Here is a 16,005-nt window from a genome sequence, read left to right as displayed (position 1 = left end):
GCCGGCGCGGCGCCGGCCGGCGCGGCCGCTGCCAGCCCGCAGGCCAGCAGCGCGGCGCCACAGGAGCGCGCGAACAGGCTCGATAAGGTGGTATGCATGGGTGTCCCGTTAAAATAGCTTTTGGATGGGAATCAGGGGACAGGATACGCCTGTGTTGCCAAGTTTGACAGACTCAGAATCGCATAAAAACCAAGGATCAGTTTGAAACTGTATGAAGCGCTGGCGCAGGAGATCGAGGACATGGTGGCGCGGCAGGTGCTGCGGCCGGGGGAGCGGCTGCCGTCGGTGCGCCAGCAGCACGCGCGGCGCGGCGCCAGCCCCGGCACCGTGTTCCAGGCCTACTACCTGCTGGAGGCGCGCGGCGTGATCGAGTCGCGCCCGCGTTCGGGCTACTACGTGGCGCCGGCCCGCGCGCCGGCCGCCGCGCCCGGCGTTCAGGGCGGCCTCCAGCCCGACCCCGAGCCCACCCGTCCGGATGGCGCGCCGCGCAGCGTGGACGTCAGCGGGCTGGTGTTCGGCGTGCTGGAGGCGGCGCGTGCACGCCAGGTGGCGCCGTTCGGCTCCGCCTTCCCCAGTCCCGAGCTGTTTCCGCTGCCGAAGCTGGCGCGCGCGGTGGCGGCCAGCATGCGCCGGCTGGACCCATGGAGCTCGGTGGCCGACCTGGGCGCCGGCAACGGCGAGCTGCGGCGCCAGATCGCGCTGCGCTACCAGCTGGATGGCGCGCCGGTGGCGGCTGCGGAAATCGTGGTCACCAACGGCGCGCTGGAAGCGCTGAACCTGTGCCTGCAGGCGGTGGCCAGGCCGGGCGACACGGTGCTGGTCGAGTCGCCCAGTTTCTATGCGGCGCTGCAGGCGCTGGAACGACTGCAGCTGAAGGCGGTGGAGGTGGCCACCGATCCGCGCGAGGGCATGGAACTGGGCGCGCTGGCCGCGGCGCTGCAGCGCCACCGTCCCGCCGCTTGCTGGCTGATGACCAGTTTCCAGAATCCGCTGGGCAGCCTGATGCCGGCCGAGAAGAAGCAGGCGCTGGTGGTCCTGCTGGCCGCGCACGGCGTGCCGCTGATCGAGGACGACGTCTACGGCGAACTGTATTTCGGCGCGCGCCGCCCGGCGCTGGCCAAGCGCTACGACGCGCCGGGCGGGCAGGGGCTGGTGCTGCATTGCAGTTCATTCTCGAAGTGCCTGGCGCCGGGCTTTCGCGTGGGCTGGGCGGCGCCCGGGCGCTACGCGCAGGCAGTCGAGCGGCTCAAGCTGAGCACCAGCCTGGCCGCCGCCATGCCGTCGCAGCTGGCGCTGGCCGACTACCTGGGGCAGGGCGGCTACGACCGCCACCTGCGGCAGTTGCGCAGCGCCTTGAAGACCCAGCAGGCGCGCATGCTGGCGGCGCTGGCCGAGCATTTCCCGGCCGGCACGCGCGTGACGCATCCGGAAGGGGGATACTTTTTATGGGTGGTGCTGCCGGACGGCGCGGACACGCTGGCGCTGCACGCCGCCGCGCTGGAACACGGCATCGGCATCGCGCCGGGGCCGATGTTCTCGGCCAAGCGCGAATTCCGCAACTGCCTGCGGCTGAACTACGGCCATCCGTGGACGCCCGCGCATGAAGCGGCCATCGCCACGCTGGGCAGCTTGCTACGGTGTTAGCTGTCGCTGGCGGGGGACGCGCCGGCCGCTGGACGGGCGCGCGGCGGGCGGCGCGCCTTGGCGGGGCGCTGCGGCGGCAGCACGTTGCCGGCAGCGATCCAGTGGCGGTAGACGCGCAGCGCCACTTGCGCGTCGTCGGCGGCGTACAGGATCTGGCGCTCGCTGAGGCGGGCGCTGGCCCAGTTGGTGGTGGAGATTTTCTTCGATTTTTGCAGCTTCTGGCCAAAGAACTTGGCCACTGCGCTTTTCGCGCCCAGGTCGTTGCGCTGGCCGCCGCGCAGCGCCACCGACAGGTCGACCACGCGCGCCGGCTCGATGCCGAGCTTGGCGCGCAGCCGCCGCACGTCGTCGGACAGGCCGAAGCCGACCTTGAGCGTCAATTCGGACTCCAGCACCGCTTTCAGCGCCGGCAGCGCCGGCGAGGGCGCGGCGCCGATCTGGAACAGATAGGCCAGGCGGTCGGTGGCCAGCTGGATCAGGTGCGGGCCGTCGGAACTCTGGCCCTTTTGGAAGGTCGGCTTGGATTCGGTGTCGAAGCCCACTGCGTCGGCCGCCAGCAGCGCCGCCTGCGCCTCCTCCGCCTCGGCGGCGGTTTTCACCAGCCGCACTTCGGCCAGCGTAATGCCGACGTAGGGCGGCAGCTCGGGCGCGGATTCGGCGGCGACCGCAGCGGTGTCGCTCATCAGCCTTTTTTGGAGAACTTGGCCGTCAGCTGGGCCAGCTTGTCCTGGCGCACGCGGGCCGCTTCCTCGGCCGCCGCCGCCTCGCGTTCGGCTTTCTTGCGGTCGGCTTCCTTCTTCAGGCGCTCCTTCAAGACTTCCTTGGCGTGCTTGCGGTGCACATCGGTCACCTCGGCGCCGGCGGTGCCGTCCAGGTCGTAGCGCACGGTGGCTTTTTCCATCACCCGCAGATAGCGCTGCGAGCCGGTATGGATGCCCAGCGCGGTGCGCATCAGCTTTTTGTCGATGCCCGGCACTTGCGCCAGGATCTGCTTGTCGATGCCGATCGACAGGGGCAGGCAATCGCGGAAAGGAGGGAACTGCTGTTGCAGCTGTTTCAGCAGGGTGCGGGCGGTCAGCGCTGGCGCGGCGCCGTCCGGCGCGGCAACAACCGGCTTGACAGCGGCCGGGTTGGCAACGACCGGGGTGGTAACTTCAGCCGCTGGCTCAGGGGTAAGGCTAGTGTTCATCGACATCACAGGTTAAGCAAAGAGCCGCCAGCATATCACGCTGGGCAGGGGAGTGCATTGCCAAATCCGCCAAAATGTTATTTTAACCACATCTTTGCGCGTGCGCGCCAGCCTGAAACGCGCTATAATTGCCGACGCACCAAATGAAGCACCGTGCCCGTCAGGTTGAAACAGGAGTTGCTCTGCCTTTTCCCGCTCTGCACTGTACGTAGTTGCCAGCCCGTCCGAACGGGCTTTTTTCATTCCAGCACCCCTACGCGCCATCGGACCCTTGCCGGCCCGGGTGGCATTGTTTTCACTACGCGCCGCCGGCCCCCGGGTCTGCCATTGAGAGATATTTGTAATGACGAAAACGCCGAAAACCCTCACGCTGTCCACCAAAGCTCCCCGCGCCAAGACGGCGGAACTGGCGGTACCTAAGACCACTTTATCTTATGTCATCGACAATGCGCAAGAGGCTGCCGGCAAAGTTACCGTTGTAAAAAAGACGCGCTCGCGTCTGGCCGCCGTGGCCGGCGCCGATAACGCCGCCGCCGACGTGGCCGAGCTGGCCGAACTGACGTCCGCGGACATGGACGCCGTGGCCGAAGTCGCCGCCGAAGAGAAGAAGGCCACCGTCAAGGTGGCGCGCAAGGCTGGCGCCGCCTCGGCCGCCGTGTCGCTGGCGGCCCCGGCCGGTCCCAAGCCGGTGGTGGTGGTGAAGACCCGCGCCGCCAGGGCCAAGGCCGAGCCGGCCCCGGTGGTGATGGTCGCGCCGGGCGCGGCGCCGGCCGTGAGCCAGGTGACCGATGCCGCCACGCTGGCCACCATCGATACTTCCGGCTACCTGCTGCCGGGCGTCAAAGTGCCGGGCCGCCGTGGCCGCAAGCCGAGCGAATTCACGCCGGAAAACGATGAAGTGGCGGCGCTGAACGCCGTCGAGCGCGCTGAACTGAAGGCCGTGTCGAAAGCGCGCGAGCGCAAGGCCAAGGGCCTGGACGCGCTGAGCACCGAAGGCGTGACCGCCGAGGACCTGGAACGCCGCCGCCTGCAGATCAAGAACCTGATCAACATGGGCAAGGACCGCGGCTTCCTGACCTACGCCGAGATCAACGACCAGCTGCCGGAAAACATCATCGATCCGGAAGCGATCGAAGGCATCATCGCCACCTTCAACGACATGGGCATCGCGGTCTACGAGCGCGCGCCCGACGCGGAAAGCCTGCTGCTGACCGACAACGTGGCCGCCGTCACCAGCGACGACGAAGTCGAGGCCGCCGCGGCCACCGCGCTGTCGACCGTGGACTCCGACTTCGGCCGCACCACCGACCCGGTGCGCATGTATATGCGTGAAATGGGCGCCGTGGCGCTGCTGACGCGCGAAGGCGAAATCGAGATCGCCAAGCGCATCGAGGGCGGCCTGAAGGACATGATCCAGGCCATCTCGGCCTGCCCGACCACCATCGCGGAAATCATCGCGCTGGCCAAGAAGATCGAGAACGACGAAGCCAAGGTCGATGAAGTGGTGGACGGTTTCGTCGATCTGAACGAAGCCAGCAACGCCCCGGCGCCGGCGCCGGCCGCCGCTGCCAATGCGCACGCCTCGGACGAGGACGAAGAAGAGGAAGAAGAAGTCGAAGAGGAAGACGGCGACGCCAACGGCGGCGCGGCCGGCTTCTCGACCGAGCAGCTGGTGCAGCTGAAGAAGGGCGCGCTGGAAAAGTTCGAAGTGATCGAAGTGCAGTTCGAGAAGATGCGCAAGGCCGCCGGCGGCTACGGTTCGCCGGCCTACAACAAGGCGCAGGAAATCATTTCCGCCGAGCTGCTGGGCATCCGCTTTACCGCCAAGGTGGTGGAAAAGCTGTGCGACACCCTGCGCGGCCAGATGGAGCAGGTGCGTTCCATCGAGCGCGCCGTGCTGGAGCTGTGCGTGAACCGCTGCGGCATGCCGCGCGCCCACTTCATCAAGGTCTTCCCGGGCAACGAGACGGACCTGGACTGGGTGGACGGCGAAGTCGATGCCGGCTACCCGTACAGCGCCGTGCTGGGCCGCAACGTGCCGGCCGTGAAAGAGCTGCAGTCGAAGATGATCGACCTGCAGGCGCGCGTGGCGCTGCCGCTGGCCGACCTGCGCAAGATCAACAAGCAGATGGCGGCCGGCGAGAAGCGCGCCCGCACCGCCAAGCGCGAAATGACGGTGGCCAACTTGCGCCTGGTGATTTCGATCGCCAAGAAGTACATCAACCGCGGCCTGCAGTTCCTGGACCTGATCCAGGAGGGCAATATCGGCCTGCTGAAGGCGGTGGACAAGTTCGAATACCGCCGCGGCTACAAGTTCTCGACCTACGCCACCTGGTGGATCCGCCAGGCCATCACGCGTTCCATCGCCGACATGGCGCGCACCATCCGCGTGCCGGTGCACATGATCGAGACCATCAACAAGATGAACCGTATTTCGCGCCAGATCATGCAGGAAACCGGCAGCGAACCGGACCTGGCGACGCTGGCGGTCAAGATGGAAATGCCGGAGAACAAAGTCCGCGAGATCATGAAGATCGCCAAGGAGCCGATTTCGATGGAAACCCCGATGGGCGAGGACGGCGACTCGCAGCTGGGCGACTTCATCGAGGACAACACCACGCTGGCGCCGCTGGACGCCGCGCTGCACGCCTCGATGCGCAATGTGATCAAGGAAGTGCTGGACTCGCTGACCCCGCGCGAAGCGAAGGTGCTGCGCATGCGCTACGGCGTGGAAATGTCGAACGACCACACGCTGGAAGAAGTGGGCAAGCAGTTCGATGTGACGCGCGAGCGCATCCGCCAGATCGAAGCGAAGGCCATGAGCAAGCTGCGCCAGCCGTCGCGCTCGGACAAGCTGAAGACCTTCCTGACCACGCACTAAGCGCGGCGGCGCCGCTCAGTGGCGGGCGTCGGCGGAAGTGTCAAGACGGGAGGCTGCGGCCTCCCGTTTTTCATGGTCGGACAACATGATGGTGAGGGTGGTGCCGCGTCCCGGCGCACTGTCTTCGCTCAGTTCGCCGCCGTAGGCCGACACGCGCTCGCGCAGCGCCAGCATGGCCAGCGTGGCGCCACGGCTGCCGCCCGTCTGCGGGCCCAGGCCGTTGTCGCTGATGATGATCAGCAGGGCGCCGGGGCGCAGGTCCAGCGACACGTCGACCCGGGTCGCCCTGGCATAGCTTTCGATGGCGAACATCGCTTCCTGGATCATGCGGAAGATGGCCCAGGTCTGCGGCGCCGTCAGCGCGGCGCTGGCGCTGTCGCTGATCATGTGCAACTGGCAGTGCATGCCGCTGCGCCGTTCCTGCTGCTTGAGCAGCCAGTCGGTGGCGGCCGGCAAGCCCAGTTCCAGTGTGCTCGGGTGCAGATCGTTGATCAGCGCGCGCACCGCGCCGATGGCGCTGTCGAGCGTGCCCAGCACGCGCACGCTGTGGCCGTGCAGGCGTGGATGGCGCGCCTGCGAGGCCGTGCCGAGCAGGACCGCGTCCAGCTTGAGCGCCATCAGGCTCTGGCCCAGGTCGTCGTGCAGGCTTTGCGCCTGGCGGCGGCGTTCACGCTCGCGTGCGGCTTCCTGCAGGTCGCTCAGCTCGCGCAGCTGGCGCAAGGTCGACTGCAGTGCTTCCTCTGCGGCGCGGCGCTCCGTCACGTCGAGGCACATGCCGATCAGCAGCGCCGGCTGGCCATCTTCGTCGTACAGCGGCTGCTTGTAGGTCAGCAGGCGGCGGTCCTGGCGCAGGCCGGCGTGCCACACCCATTCCTCGTCGGTCCACAGGCTGTGCGAGGCGAACGCGGCGCGGTCGGCGGCCAGGAAGCCGGCTTGCTGCTCGGGCGGGTAGTGCTCGCCGCCGTGGGTGCCGGCCAGGGCGCTGTAGGGCTGGCCGAAAGCCTGTTCACAGGCCGCGTTCATCATGACAAAACGGGAGTCGGCATCTTTCAGGAACAGCGCCAGCGGCAGCCGGTCCAGGATGTCGCGCCACTGCCGCTCGCCGCGCGCCAGCAAGGCGGCGCCGCTTTCACTGGCGGCCAGGCGCTGGCGCAGGCCCGCCAGTTCGGCTTCGGCGGCGTCGGCGGCGAGCGCAGCCAGGGCGGCCCGGCGCCAAAGCGCCAGCGCGGCGAGGACGGCCAGCATGGCAAGGGCGGCGGCCAGCAGCAGCGCCAGCCAGGTTGTGTTTGGTGGAAACATCTTCGATTGCACCCAATATTATGTTTTTGGCATCGCTACTGTATAGCACAGTTCGGCATCAATTTGGCGCACGGAAATCATTATTGACTAGCAGTCCGATACCCTGTTGAAGGCAGGCTGAAGATGCGACACTGCGCGCCGGAGTTTCTTGACAACCGTAAACGTTGGCGGGACGATGAAGCCGGACCCGCAAACCGCGTCCCGACTTCGGCCCGGAAACTCGTCATCCAATATTGGGAGTATTCAACATGAAGGTCGCACTTTCGCGCCGCAAGTTCCTGAAGGCGGGAATGGTTGCGGGCGTCGCGGTGTATCTCGCGCCGCTGGGGGGCAAAGCCTTTGCCGCCCTGTTCGAGGACAAGATCCTCACGCCCGTCGCCTGGGATCCGAAAAACGGCCAGGCCAAGGTCCGCATCGACGGCAAAGCCAAGGTCACCGGCGCCAAAGTGTTCGCGCGCGACATCCGCGCGCAGGACATGCCGCACTGGCCGCAGCAGCAAGCGCACGCTTTCATCCTGCGCGCCACCCGCACCGACCGCCTGTATGCCGGCATCGACCTGTCGCTGCTGGGCGAGGAACTGAAGCCGGACCGCGTGGTCACGGCGGCCGACCTGGCGCGCGACGGGGTGGCGTTCCCGGCCTTCTACGGCGCCGACATGCTGCTGCCCGAGGGCCAGCAGGCGGCCTACCTGGGCCACGCGGCGGCCATCCTGATCTACGACGATTTCGCGCGCTACCGCTTCGCCAAGGACAAGCTGCAGTTCCAGGAGTCCGTGCTGCGCTACGGCGAGCCGGTGGCGCCGATGGTGCGCGACCCCTGGGCCACGTTCCGCTTCGTGCGCGTGGGCGGCGCCACCTCGCACGACGACGACAAATTCTCCAGCCTGGGCCAGGCGCCGGTGTTCCCCAGCATGATGCGCAAGCAGCAGCCGGTATGGCCGGACGGCATCGAGCACGGCAAGCTGGGCGAGCAGGGCATGTTTTACGCCAACCAGATCAAGGCCGAGCTGGACAGCCCGCCGGCCGACTGGCTGGTGCTGGAGCGCGACTACCAGACCCAGTCGGTGGACACCGCCGCGCTGGAGCCGGACAACGCCAACTGCTGGTACGACGCTGCCAGACAGGAGCTGCACATGGTGGTGGCCAGCCAGGGGCCGCAGGAAGTCATCGACAGCACGCTGGAGATGATGAAGAAGGCGAGCTTCCCGCTCAAGGCGCTGTTCGTCCACCCGTGCTATACGGTGGGCTACGGCTCGAAGGACCATTACAACTTCCCGTTCTACGGGCTGGTGTGCGCGCTGTACGGCAACGGCAAGCCGGTGCGGCTGGCCAACGACCGCTACGAGCAGTTCCAGACCTCGATCAAGCGCCACGCCTTCGACATGAAGTACCGCATGGCGGTGGACCGCCAGACCGGCATGATGCAGTCCTTCGCCGGCACCTTCGAAGGCAATGGCGGCGGCCGCGCCAATTTCTCGCCGTCGGTGGTGATGGTGGCGGCCACGGCGGCGCAATCGATCTATTACTTCCCGAAGAACGACTTCGCGGCGGTGGCGCTGGCCACGCGCGCGGTGGACGCCGGTTCGGCGCGCGGCTATGGCACCTTGCAGAGCATGGCGGCCACCGAGATGATGGTGGACGAGTTCGCCGAACAGCTGAAGCTGGACCCGATCGAATTCCGCCTGCGCAACGCGCTGCGTTCGGGCATGAAAAATTCGCAGGGCGCCATTCCGGCCGGCGCCATCCGCGTGGACGAGGTGCTGCGCAAGGCGCAGGTCCATCCCATGTGGACCGGCCGCGCCAAGCGCAAGGCCGAATACGACGCGGCCCATCCGGGCAAGCGCTACGGCGTGGGCTTTGCCTGCACGCAGAAGGACTTCGGCACCGGCGCGGAAAGCTCGCTGGCGCGGGTGGAGATCGAGGCGGATGGCAAGATCCGCCTGTGGCACAGCGGTACCGAGATCGGCACCGGCATGTCCACCTCGCAGGCGGTGGCGTGCGCCAAGTGGCTGTGCCGCCCGGCCGACGAGATCCTCACCGCAGTGACGGACTGGGCCGACCTGCCCATGGTGGCCACGGGCGACCCCTACCTCATGAGCCAGGCCGAGCAGGACAAGCTGGCGGCCAATCCGCGCTGGTCGCCCACCTACTGCTCGCCGGCCAGTGCCACCAACTCGGCCTACTACTACACCCACAGCACGCGCGAAGCGGCGCGGGTGGTGTTCATGCACGGCCTGTGGCCGGCCGCCATGGCGATCTGGAGCCAGGGCGTGGCGGGCGGCCAAGCAGCGTCGCTGGTGGTGCGGGTGGAGGATGCGCGCTGGGTGGACGGCAAGCTGTCGGCCGGCGGGCTGGAAGCGCTGCCGTTCGAGGCCATCGTCAAGCAGGCGCACGAACTGGGCCTGGTGACGGGGGCGGCGGTACACGTGTTCAACCGCTGGCAGTGGAGCGAGGCGGACTGGGAGATACCCGGAAGCGGCGCCGCCACGGTGCGCCTGCCGGTGGATGGCCTGTCGCTGCGCTACGGCAGCGGCAAGGATGGCAAAACCGACAAGGCTGGCACGCCGGGTGGCTACCGCGTGCTGGACCGCAGGAAGGTCTACATGCCGGCCACCCAGCGCAACGGCGCCATGGTCACTTACTACAGCTGCGTGGGCACGCTGGTGGAGCTGGCGGTGCACGAGGGCAGCGGCAAGGTGGAGCTGCTGGGCCATCACTCCATCATGGAGTGCGGCAATATGCTGTCGCCGCAGCTGGTGTCCGGCCAGCTGCAGGGTGGGCTGGCCATGGGCATCGGCCACGCGCTGCACGAATACCTGCCGCTGTACGAGGACGGCCCCGGCAACGGCACCTGGAACTTTAACCGCTACCACCTGCCGCGCGCCTCGGACGTGGCGGTGTGGACGCAAACCGCCGAAGTGCTGCCGCCCGTGTCGGAGACCGATACGCCCAAGGGCATCGCCGAGGTGGTGATGATTCCCGTGGTGGGCGCCATCGTCAACGGCATCGCGCACGCCATCGGCCACCGATTCACCAAACTGCCGGTAACCCCGCAACGTATCAAGGAGGTGCTGGCATGAGCATCGTCACCAAACCCATTACCCTGCATTTGAACGGCAAGACCGTCGGCCCGGTGCCGGTGCCCGAAGGCATCATGATGGTCGATTTCCTGCATGAATACCTGAACCTGACCGGCTCGCGCCTGGGCTGCGGGCAGGGCGTGTGCCACGCCTGCGTGGTGATCCTGGACAAGCCGGATGGCAGCAGCGAGGAAGTACGCTCCTGCATCACCGGCGCGCATTACTTCGAAGGCAAGAAGGTGCGCACGGTGGAAGGCATCGGGCAGAAGAACGAGAAGGGCGAGCTGGCCGGCATGTCGGCCATCCAGCAGAAGTTCCTGGAGCACTTCAGCTTCCAGTGCGGCTACTGTACCCCCGGTTTCGTCAACGCCGCCACCGTGCTGCTGGAGCGCCTCAAGCGCGAACCGGTAGCCAGGGCCGATGTCGAACGCACCATCAGCAGCGCGCTGGAAAACCATATCTGCCGCTGCACCGGCTATGTGCGCTACTTCGAGGCGGTAAAGGACGTGGTGCTCGGCACGCCGGGCCTGGTAAAGGAGGGGGCATGATGCGCGCCTTCTTCCCGCGCGCCTGGGCGGGCGCGGCCAGGGCGGCCGCCGCTGTTGCTGCGGCCGCTGCGCTGGCATCGCTGGCTGGCTGCGGCAGCGGTGGCAGCGGCGCGACGCCGCCCACGGCCAACAACAAGGACATGGTGGAACGCGGCCGCTACCTGGCCAAGCTGGCCGACTGCGCGGCCTGCCACACCGCGGCGGCTGGCGCGCCGTGGGCAGGCGGGGTGGAGCTGAAGTCGCCATTCGGCACTTTCTACGGCACCAACATCACGCCGGACAAGGAGCACGGCATCGGCAGCTGGAGCGCGGACGAGTTCTACGCCGCACTGCGCGACGGCGTCACGCCCGACAAGCACCTGTATCCGGCCATGCCCTACACCTCCTACCGATCGCTGACACGCGCCGACAGCGACGCCATGTATGCCTACTTCATGCAGGTGAAGCCGGCCCGGGTGGCGAACAGGGAACCGGAGCTGAAGTTCCCCTATAACCTGCGTTTCGGCGTGCGCTTCTGGAACATGCTGTTCCTGGAAGACCAGCTGACCGACGCGTCGGTGGGCAAGTCGGCCGAATGGCAGCGTGGTCGCTACCTGTCCAACACGCTGGGCCACTGCGCGGAATGCCATACGCCGCGCGGTGCGCTGGGGCAGATGGACCTGTCGCGCACGTTGACCGGCAACCGCATGGCCCGCATCGGCGCGCCCGACATCACGCCGGCCGGCCTGTCGGCCATGGGCTGGACCGAAGTGGACCTGGCCTCCCTGCTCACCACGGGCGTGGCGCCGCAAGGTTCGGCCACCGGCGAAATGTTTGAGGTGGTGCACCTGAGCACGCAGTACATGCTGCCGGCCGATCTCAAGGCCATGACGACCTATCTGATGGGCGACAAGCCGCTGGCGCCGCAGCCGCTGAAAGTGGCGAACCCGGCTGGCGCCGACATCGATGCCGGGCGCCGCACCTACCTCGCGGTGTGCGCCGGTTGCCACGGCCTGGACGGCGGCGGCAAGCCGCACGCGGCGGTGGCGATGAAAGGCAACAGTTCGGTGCGCAGCGCCGACGCGCACAACCTGATCGCGGTCACGCTGGACGGCATCCGGGCCCAGCATTTTGGCGAGAAGGAGAGCATGCAGGAGATGCCAGGCTTTGCCGGCAAGCTGTCCGACAAGGAAGTGGCGGACCTGTCCAATTACATGCGCGCCAGCTGGGGCGGCGCCGCCAAAGTGACGGAGGCGCAGGTAAAGGCCGTGCGGGCCGAGGGCGCGGGCGGCGGGCACTAGCGGTATCCGGCAAGCGCGGCGAACGCCGCTGGCAATCGTGCCCTATGGAATTGTTATCAATAGTATCATTGTCTTTTTTGCTGGAAAAGACATGCTGAATAAACTGATCCTGGGCGCCGTGCTGTCGGCGGGTGCGCTGGCCGGCTGCGCGCGGCAGGAGGCACCCGCTGCCGTTGCCGCGACCGCTACGGCGGCGGCTACGGTAGCTGCGCCTGCCGCATCCGGGCCCGCCGTCCGGGTGTCGCCAGACTTGGCGATGGCTGGGGTGGACGCCGCGCCGCTACTCAAGGCCTTGTTCGGCGACTATGCCACGGCCAAGGACGGTGGCGTGGTGGCCACGCTGAATGATCCCGACCAGCCCGGTTCGCAAGGGTTGTACCTGCTGTCGCGTGTCGCCTCCACCGTGCTGCCGGGCGGTGAAACCGTGCTGGTGTTTAACGGCGAGGCTTGCAACGAAGCCGGCGAGGCGCAGACCGCGCACGCCACCCCGGGCCTGCTCAGCTTTTTCTTGCTGAAGCAGGAGCAGGGTGCCTGGCGCGTGCTGCGGCGCCACGAGAATGTCGCAGCACTGGGCTCGTTCGGCAATGTCGGTACGCTGAGCTGGGTTGCGCTGGCGCCGGGCAAGGTCGGCCTGGCGGCCGAGCACGGGGGCACATGGCAGGGCTACACGTCGCTGTTCCTGGCGCTGATCGATGTCAGCGACCCGCAGCCGCGCGACTTGATGGGCGAGGAGGCGCAAGTGCTGGCCGACACCGAAGGCGCTTGCGGCGGCCGCGTGGCCGAATGCTGGGATGTGCGGGCCAGGTGGAGGATATTGCAGCCAGCCGCTGGCGCCCGCTACGGAGCGCTGGCGATGGACTTCGACGGCGAGCAGCGCGTGGCCACCCCGGCCAGCCTGGCGGCCGCTGACGCGGACGCCGACGAGGACAACGTGGTGCGCACCACCAAGCGCATCGGCGGCAGTGCGCGCTACGTATACGACGGCAAGGCTTACAAGCTGGCCAGCGGAGCCAACCCCATTCCCACCTTTTGATGCGGCCTGGGCCGGCAAGCGGCCCGGCCATTCAGCGCCAGCGGCGCCGCGCGCTGGCTGCCAATCCCAGCAGTCCTATGCCCAGCAGCGCCAGGCTGCCTGGTTCCGGCACGGAGTTGCCGCCGCCACCGCCACCATTGCCGCCGCCGCCGCCGTCCCCGGGTATGCTGAGCTCGTTAAAGTTGGTCCCGTACTGGAAGCGCACGCCAGTGATATCCGCGTTCGTCAGCCCGGCAACGCCGGTCAGCATGAAGGTCACCGAGTTGGAAATGACCGGCACGTCTTCCAGGCCGCCGTTGGGATTGAAGTCGGCGAGGCTGGAAATGATGCCGAAATTGATGCCGTCCAGCGAGGCGGGGTCGTCCAGATTGGTGCCTGCCGCGCCGTTATTGAAGTTGCCGATATTGCCACCCGGGTTGGAGATGTAACCCGAACTGGCGATCCCCTGATTCTGTCCGCTGGGCCCGGAGCCTGCCTTGTAGCCGAATTCCCCGCTCACATCGGTTACCCCGGCGCAGTTCACTTCCGAGCAAGTGCCCAGTATAGAGGAGCCTGCCGTCAGCATGGCAGAGACCGTGGTCAAGACCGGCGCGCCGGTGAAATTCCAGAACAGCCCGGAAAGAGTGCTGCCCGGGACGTCGGCCAGTGCGTTGGCGCCGGACGTATTCGTCAGCACGATGGTCAGGTTGTTGCCGACCAGGTCGAAGCTTGCGCTGGCACTGACGGCCACACCTCCGCTCGTCACGCCGCTACCCTGGAACAGAATCGGCGCGGCGCTGGCATTCAGCGACGCTGCCATCGCCAGCGCAAGTGGTAATAAGTACTTTTTCATGGAATCCCCCTTTGATTGTAATACGCCACCAGCTGTATTTGTCCTATGCATCAATTGTGCCAGGAAGTGTAAGCTATTGAATTGATATGAAATACCAAAAATCATCCTCGCTGATTCCGCAATTTGTGTAAAAGCCACCGACAGTCATTTATTCAACTTTTTTGGAATATTTAGTGATATGAGGTAATTGTTATTCCAGGAAGTTATTATTAATTTCCATGTAGATTTATCGTGATTTATTCCCGCTATCGAATAGAGCGGATTTTCAAAGGTATTCAATTGTGCCTATAGGAAAACTCATCTACCATGCGGCTTCCAAGTTGAAAGTGACGTTGATTTAGATTCAACTTGTGCGGCGACAAGCCCAAGAGGAGAGGGCTGTTTAGCGTCGCGGCGTGGGACAGTCCTGTTGACAGTTCAGATGACAGGCCTAACAGATGCAATTCAGTTATTCATTCAAATTAATTAATATTACTTCCGCGCTGGCAGTTGCCGCGCTTCTCCCACTGTCTGCACATGCCCAGGGGCAGGATGACGATTACGCGCCGGGACGCCTGCTGATCGAACCGGTGGCCGGCTTGAGCGAGCAGGCTCTGCAACTGCTGCTCAAAGGTCATGGCGGCAAGCACCGCAAGCTGGGCCAAAGCGCGCTGCATGTGGTGGAATTGCCGCCGACGGCATCGGCCAAGGCGGTGCTGGCCCAGCTCAAGCACCGCCCCGAGCTCAAATTCGTTGAACTGGACCGGCGCGTGAAAAGCACTTACGCGGCCAACGATCCGTATGCGGGCAGCGAATGGCATCTCAGCAAGATCGGGGCCGCCACCGCATGGGATAAGACCCAGGGCGCCGGCGTCGTCATCGCCATCCTCGATTCCGGCGTGGACGCCAGCCATCCCGACTTGCAGCCCAATCTGGTGCCTGGCACGAATATCTATGGCGGCAACAGCGATATTTCGGACGTATGCGGGCACGGCACCGCCGTGGCGGGCGCTGCCGCTGCCCGCACCGGCAACGCCGCCGGCGTGGCAGGGGTGGCGGGGCAGGCGCGCATCATGCCGGTGCGGGTCGCCTATCTGGACCCGTCATACGGCTGCTACGCCTACTACAGCACGGTCGCCAGCGGCCTGACCTATGCCGCCGACCACGGCGCGCGGATCGCCAACGTCAGCTATGGCGGCGTGTCCGGCAGCGCCGCCGTGCAGAGCGCGGCGCAGTATATGAAGAGCAAGGGCGGGCTGGTGTTTGTGTCCGCAGGCAACAACGGCATCAGCGAAAGCACGCCGCCCACCAGCACCATGATCGTCGTGTCGGCCACCGACGGCAGCGATGTCCGCCCTTCGTGGTCCAGCTACGGCAGCTTCGTGACGCTGTCCGCGCCGGGCGCCGGCATCTGGACCACCAACAAGGGCGGCGGCTACCAGGCCTGGAACGGCACCTCCTTCGCCAGTCCGGTTGCCGCTTCCGTCGCCGCGCTGATGATGGCGGCCAACCCGGCGCTGGACGGCGCTAAAGTGCAGAGTCTGCTCCAAAGCACGGCGGTCGATCTGGGCGCCGCCGGCCGCGACGCCGTCTTCGGCTATGGCCGCGTGAACGCCGCCGCCGCCGTGCAGGCCGCGGTGGGCAGCGTGCAGGCTGCCGACACCCAGGCTCCGGCAGCCGGCATCGCCGCCCCGCTGGGCGGCGCCAGCGTCAGCGGGACGGTCGCCGTCAGCGTCAACGCCAGCGACAATGTGGGCGTGGCCAGGGTCGACCTGAAGGTGAACGGCACCGTGGTGGCCAGCGATAGCACCGCACCGTACGCCTTCAGCTGGAACAGCACCGGCGCGGTCAACGGCATTGCCAGCCTGGTGGCGGTCGCCTATGACGCGGCGGGGAATGCCGGCACGTCCGGTACGGTGCAGGTGAATGTTGCCAACACCACGGCACTGGTTCCCGCCGATACCACCCGGCCGGTGGTTGCCATCGTTAATCCCACGGCCGGCAATGTCAGCGGTAATGTGAATGTGGCGGTGAATGCTTCGGATAATGCCGGGGCGGCCGGTATCAGCCTTGCCTTGTATATTGATGGCGTGCTGAAGGCCAGCGGCAAGGGCGCCAGCCTGTCTTATAACTGGAATACGCGGAAGATTGCTGGCGGTTACCATACTGTGCAAAGCGTGGCGCGCGATGCTGCTGGAAATACTTCGTCGGCCACGGTCCAGGTAAGCAAGTAGTAATTC

Annotated in this window: 11 protein-coding genes; 7 read left to right on the top strand and 4 right to left on the bottom strand. The window is 66.4% G+C overall.

Annotation, left to right across the window (positions count from 1 at the left end; translation table 11 throughout):
- The first annotated feature begins 201 nt into the window (after positions 1 to 201).
- Complete coding sequence (locus AC6H42_RS28040; protein WP_057155727.1) at positions 202 to 1,644, top strand: aminotransferase-like domain-containing protein; 1,443 nt, start codon at positions 202 to 204, stop codon at positions 1,642 to 1,644.
- Here the strand turns inward: AC6H42_RS28040 and AC6H42_RS28035 are convergent.
- Entirely contained in the window at positions 1,641 to 2,327 is a 687-nt protein-coding gene (locus tag AC6H42_RS28035; RefSeq protein ID WP_497549457.1) for a 3'-5' exonuclease, read from the bottom strand. The two genes, AC6H42_RS28040 and AC6H42_RS28035, sit on opposite strands and share 4 nt — an antisense overlap.
- Entirely contained in the window at positions 2,327 to 2,842 is a 516-nt protein-coding gene (locus AC6H42_RS28030; protein ID WP_497549456.1) for a ProQ/FINO family protein, read from the bottom strand. Before AC6H42_RS28030 ends, AC6H42_RS28035 begins: the two co-directional genes overlap by 1 nt.
- Positions 2,843 to 3,176: 334 nt before the next feature.
- Here AC6H42_RS28030 and rpoD point away from each other — a divergent pair, with 334 nt between their 5' ends.
- On the top strand, positions 3,177 to 5,714 hold the full coding sequence (rpoD, locus tag AC6H42_RS28025) for an RNA polymerase sigma factor RpoD (protein WP_497549455.1): 2,538 nt from the start codon (positions 3,177 to 3,179) through the stop codon (positions 5,712 to 5,714).
- Between the two features lie 15 nt (positions 5,715 to 5,729).
- Here the strand turns inward: rpoD and AC6H42_RS28020 are convergent, their stop codons facing one another.
- Positions 5,730 to 7,013: a PAS domain-containing sensor histidine kinase gene (locus AC6H42_RS28020; protein ID WP_497549454.1), complete on the bottom strand. Its 1,284-nt coding sequence runs from the start codon at positions 7,011 to 7,013 to the stop codon at positions 5,730 to 5,732.
- 248 nt (positions 7,014 to 7,261) lie between these two features.
- Between AC6H42_RS28020 and AC6H42_RS28015 the strand changes: the two genes are divergently transcribed.
- The 4 genes from AC6H42_RS28015 to AC6H42_RS28000 all read left to right on the top strand — a co-directional run bounded on the left by AC6H42_RS28015 (position 7,262) and on the right by AC6H42_RS28000 (position 12,954).
- Entirely contained in the window at positions 7,262 to 10,093 is a 2,832-nt protein-coding gene (locus AC6H42_RS28015) for a xanthine dehydrogenase family protein molybdopterin-binding subunit (protein ID WP_057155723.1), read from the top strand.
- Entirely contained in the window at positions 10,090 to 10,641 is a 552-nt protein-coding gene (locus AC6H42_RS28010) for a (2Fe-2S)-binding protein (RefSeq protein WP_057155722.1), read from the top strand. The genes AC6H42_RS28015 and AC6H42_RS28010 overlap by 4 nt, the downstream gene beginning before the upstream one ends.
- The gene (locus tag AC6H42_RS28005; protein WP_497549453.1) at positions 10,638 to 11,921 is read left to right on the top strand and encodes a c-type cytochrome; all 1,284 of its coding nucleotides are present in this window, start codon (positions 10,638 to 10,640) and stop codon (positions 11,919 to 11,921) included. The genes AC6H42_RS28010 and AC6H42_RS28005 overlap by 4 nt, the downstream gene beginning before the upstream one ends.
- A gap of 91 nt (positions 11,922 to 12,012) precedes the next feature.
- Positions 12,013 to 12,954 (top strand): hypothetical protein, encoded by a 942-nt coding sequence (locus AC6H42_RS28000; RefSeq protein WP_497549452.1) that lies wholly within the window; start codon positions 12,013 to 12,015, stop codon positions 12,952 to 12,954.
- Positions 12,955 to 12,985: 31 nt separating this feature from the next.
- On the opposite strand, the gene AC6H42_RS27995 is transcribed toward AC6H42_RS28000, so the two are convergent.
- Positions 12,986 to 13,786, bottom strand: a complete 801-nt coding sequence (locus AC6H42_RS27995; protein WP_162249900.1) for an XDD4 family exosortase-dependent surface protein — start codon at positions 13,784 to 13,786, stop codon at positions 12,986 to 12,988.
- 437 nt (positions 13,787 to 14,223) lie between these two features.
- Here AC6H42_RS27995 and AC6H42_RS27990 point away from each other — a divergent pair, with 437 nt between their 5' ends.
- On the top strand, positions 14,224 to 15,999 hold the full coding sequence (locus AC6H42_RS27990; protein WP_497549451.1) for a S8 family serine peptidase: 1,776 nt from the start codon (positions 14,224 to 14,226) through the stop codon (positions 15,997 to 15,999).
- Positions 16,000 to 16,005: the final 6 nt, after the last annotated feature.

The sequence above is a fragment of the Massilia sp. NBRC 108631 genome, assembly GCF_059704565.1.
This window is presented reverse-complemented; position numbering and strand designations above follow the sequence as displayed.

Coding starts and splice junctions, on each gene's coding strand:
- AC6H42_RS28035 (WP_497549457.1), bottom strand. CDS start 2,327: ATGAGCGACACCGCTGCGGTCGCCGCCGAATCCGCGCCCGAGCTGCCG.
- rpoD (WP_497549455.1), top strand. CDS start 3,177: ATGACGAAAACGCCGAAAACCCTCACGCTGTCCACCAAAGCTCCCCGC.
- AC6H42_RS28020 (WP_497549454.1), bottom strand. CDS start 7,013: ATGTTTCCACCAAACACAACCTGGCTGGCGCTGCTGCTGGCCGCCGCC.
- AC6H42_RS28015 (WP_057155723.1), top strand. CDS start 7,262: ATGAAGGTCGCACTTTCGCGCCGCAAGTTCCTGAAGGCGGGAATGGTT.
- AC6H42_RS28010 (WP_057155722.1), top strand. CDS start 10,090: ATGAGCATCGTCACCAAACCCATTACCCTGCATTTGAACGGCAAGACC.
- AC6H42_RS28005 (WP_497549453.1), top strand. CDS start 10,638: ATGATGCGCGCCTTCTTCCCGCGCGCCTGGGCGGGCGCGGCCAGGGCG.
- AC6H42_RS28000 (WP_497549452.1), top strand. CDS start 12,013: ATGCTGAATAAACTGATCCTGGGCGCCGTGCTGTCGGCGGGTGCGCTG.
- AC6H42_RS27995 (WP_162249900.1), bottom strand. CDS start 13,786: ATGAAAAAGTACTTATTACCACTTGCGCTGGCGATGGCAGCGTCGCTG.
- AC6H42_RS27990 (WP_497549451.1), top strand. CDS start 14,224: ATGCAATTCAGTTATTCATTCAAATTAATTAATATTACTTCCGCGCTG.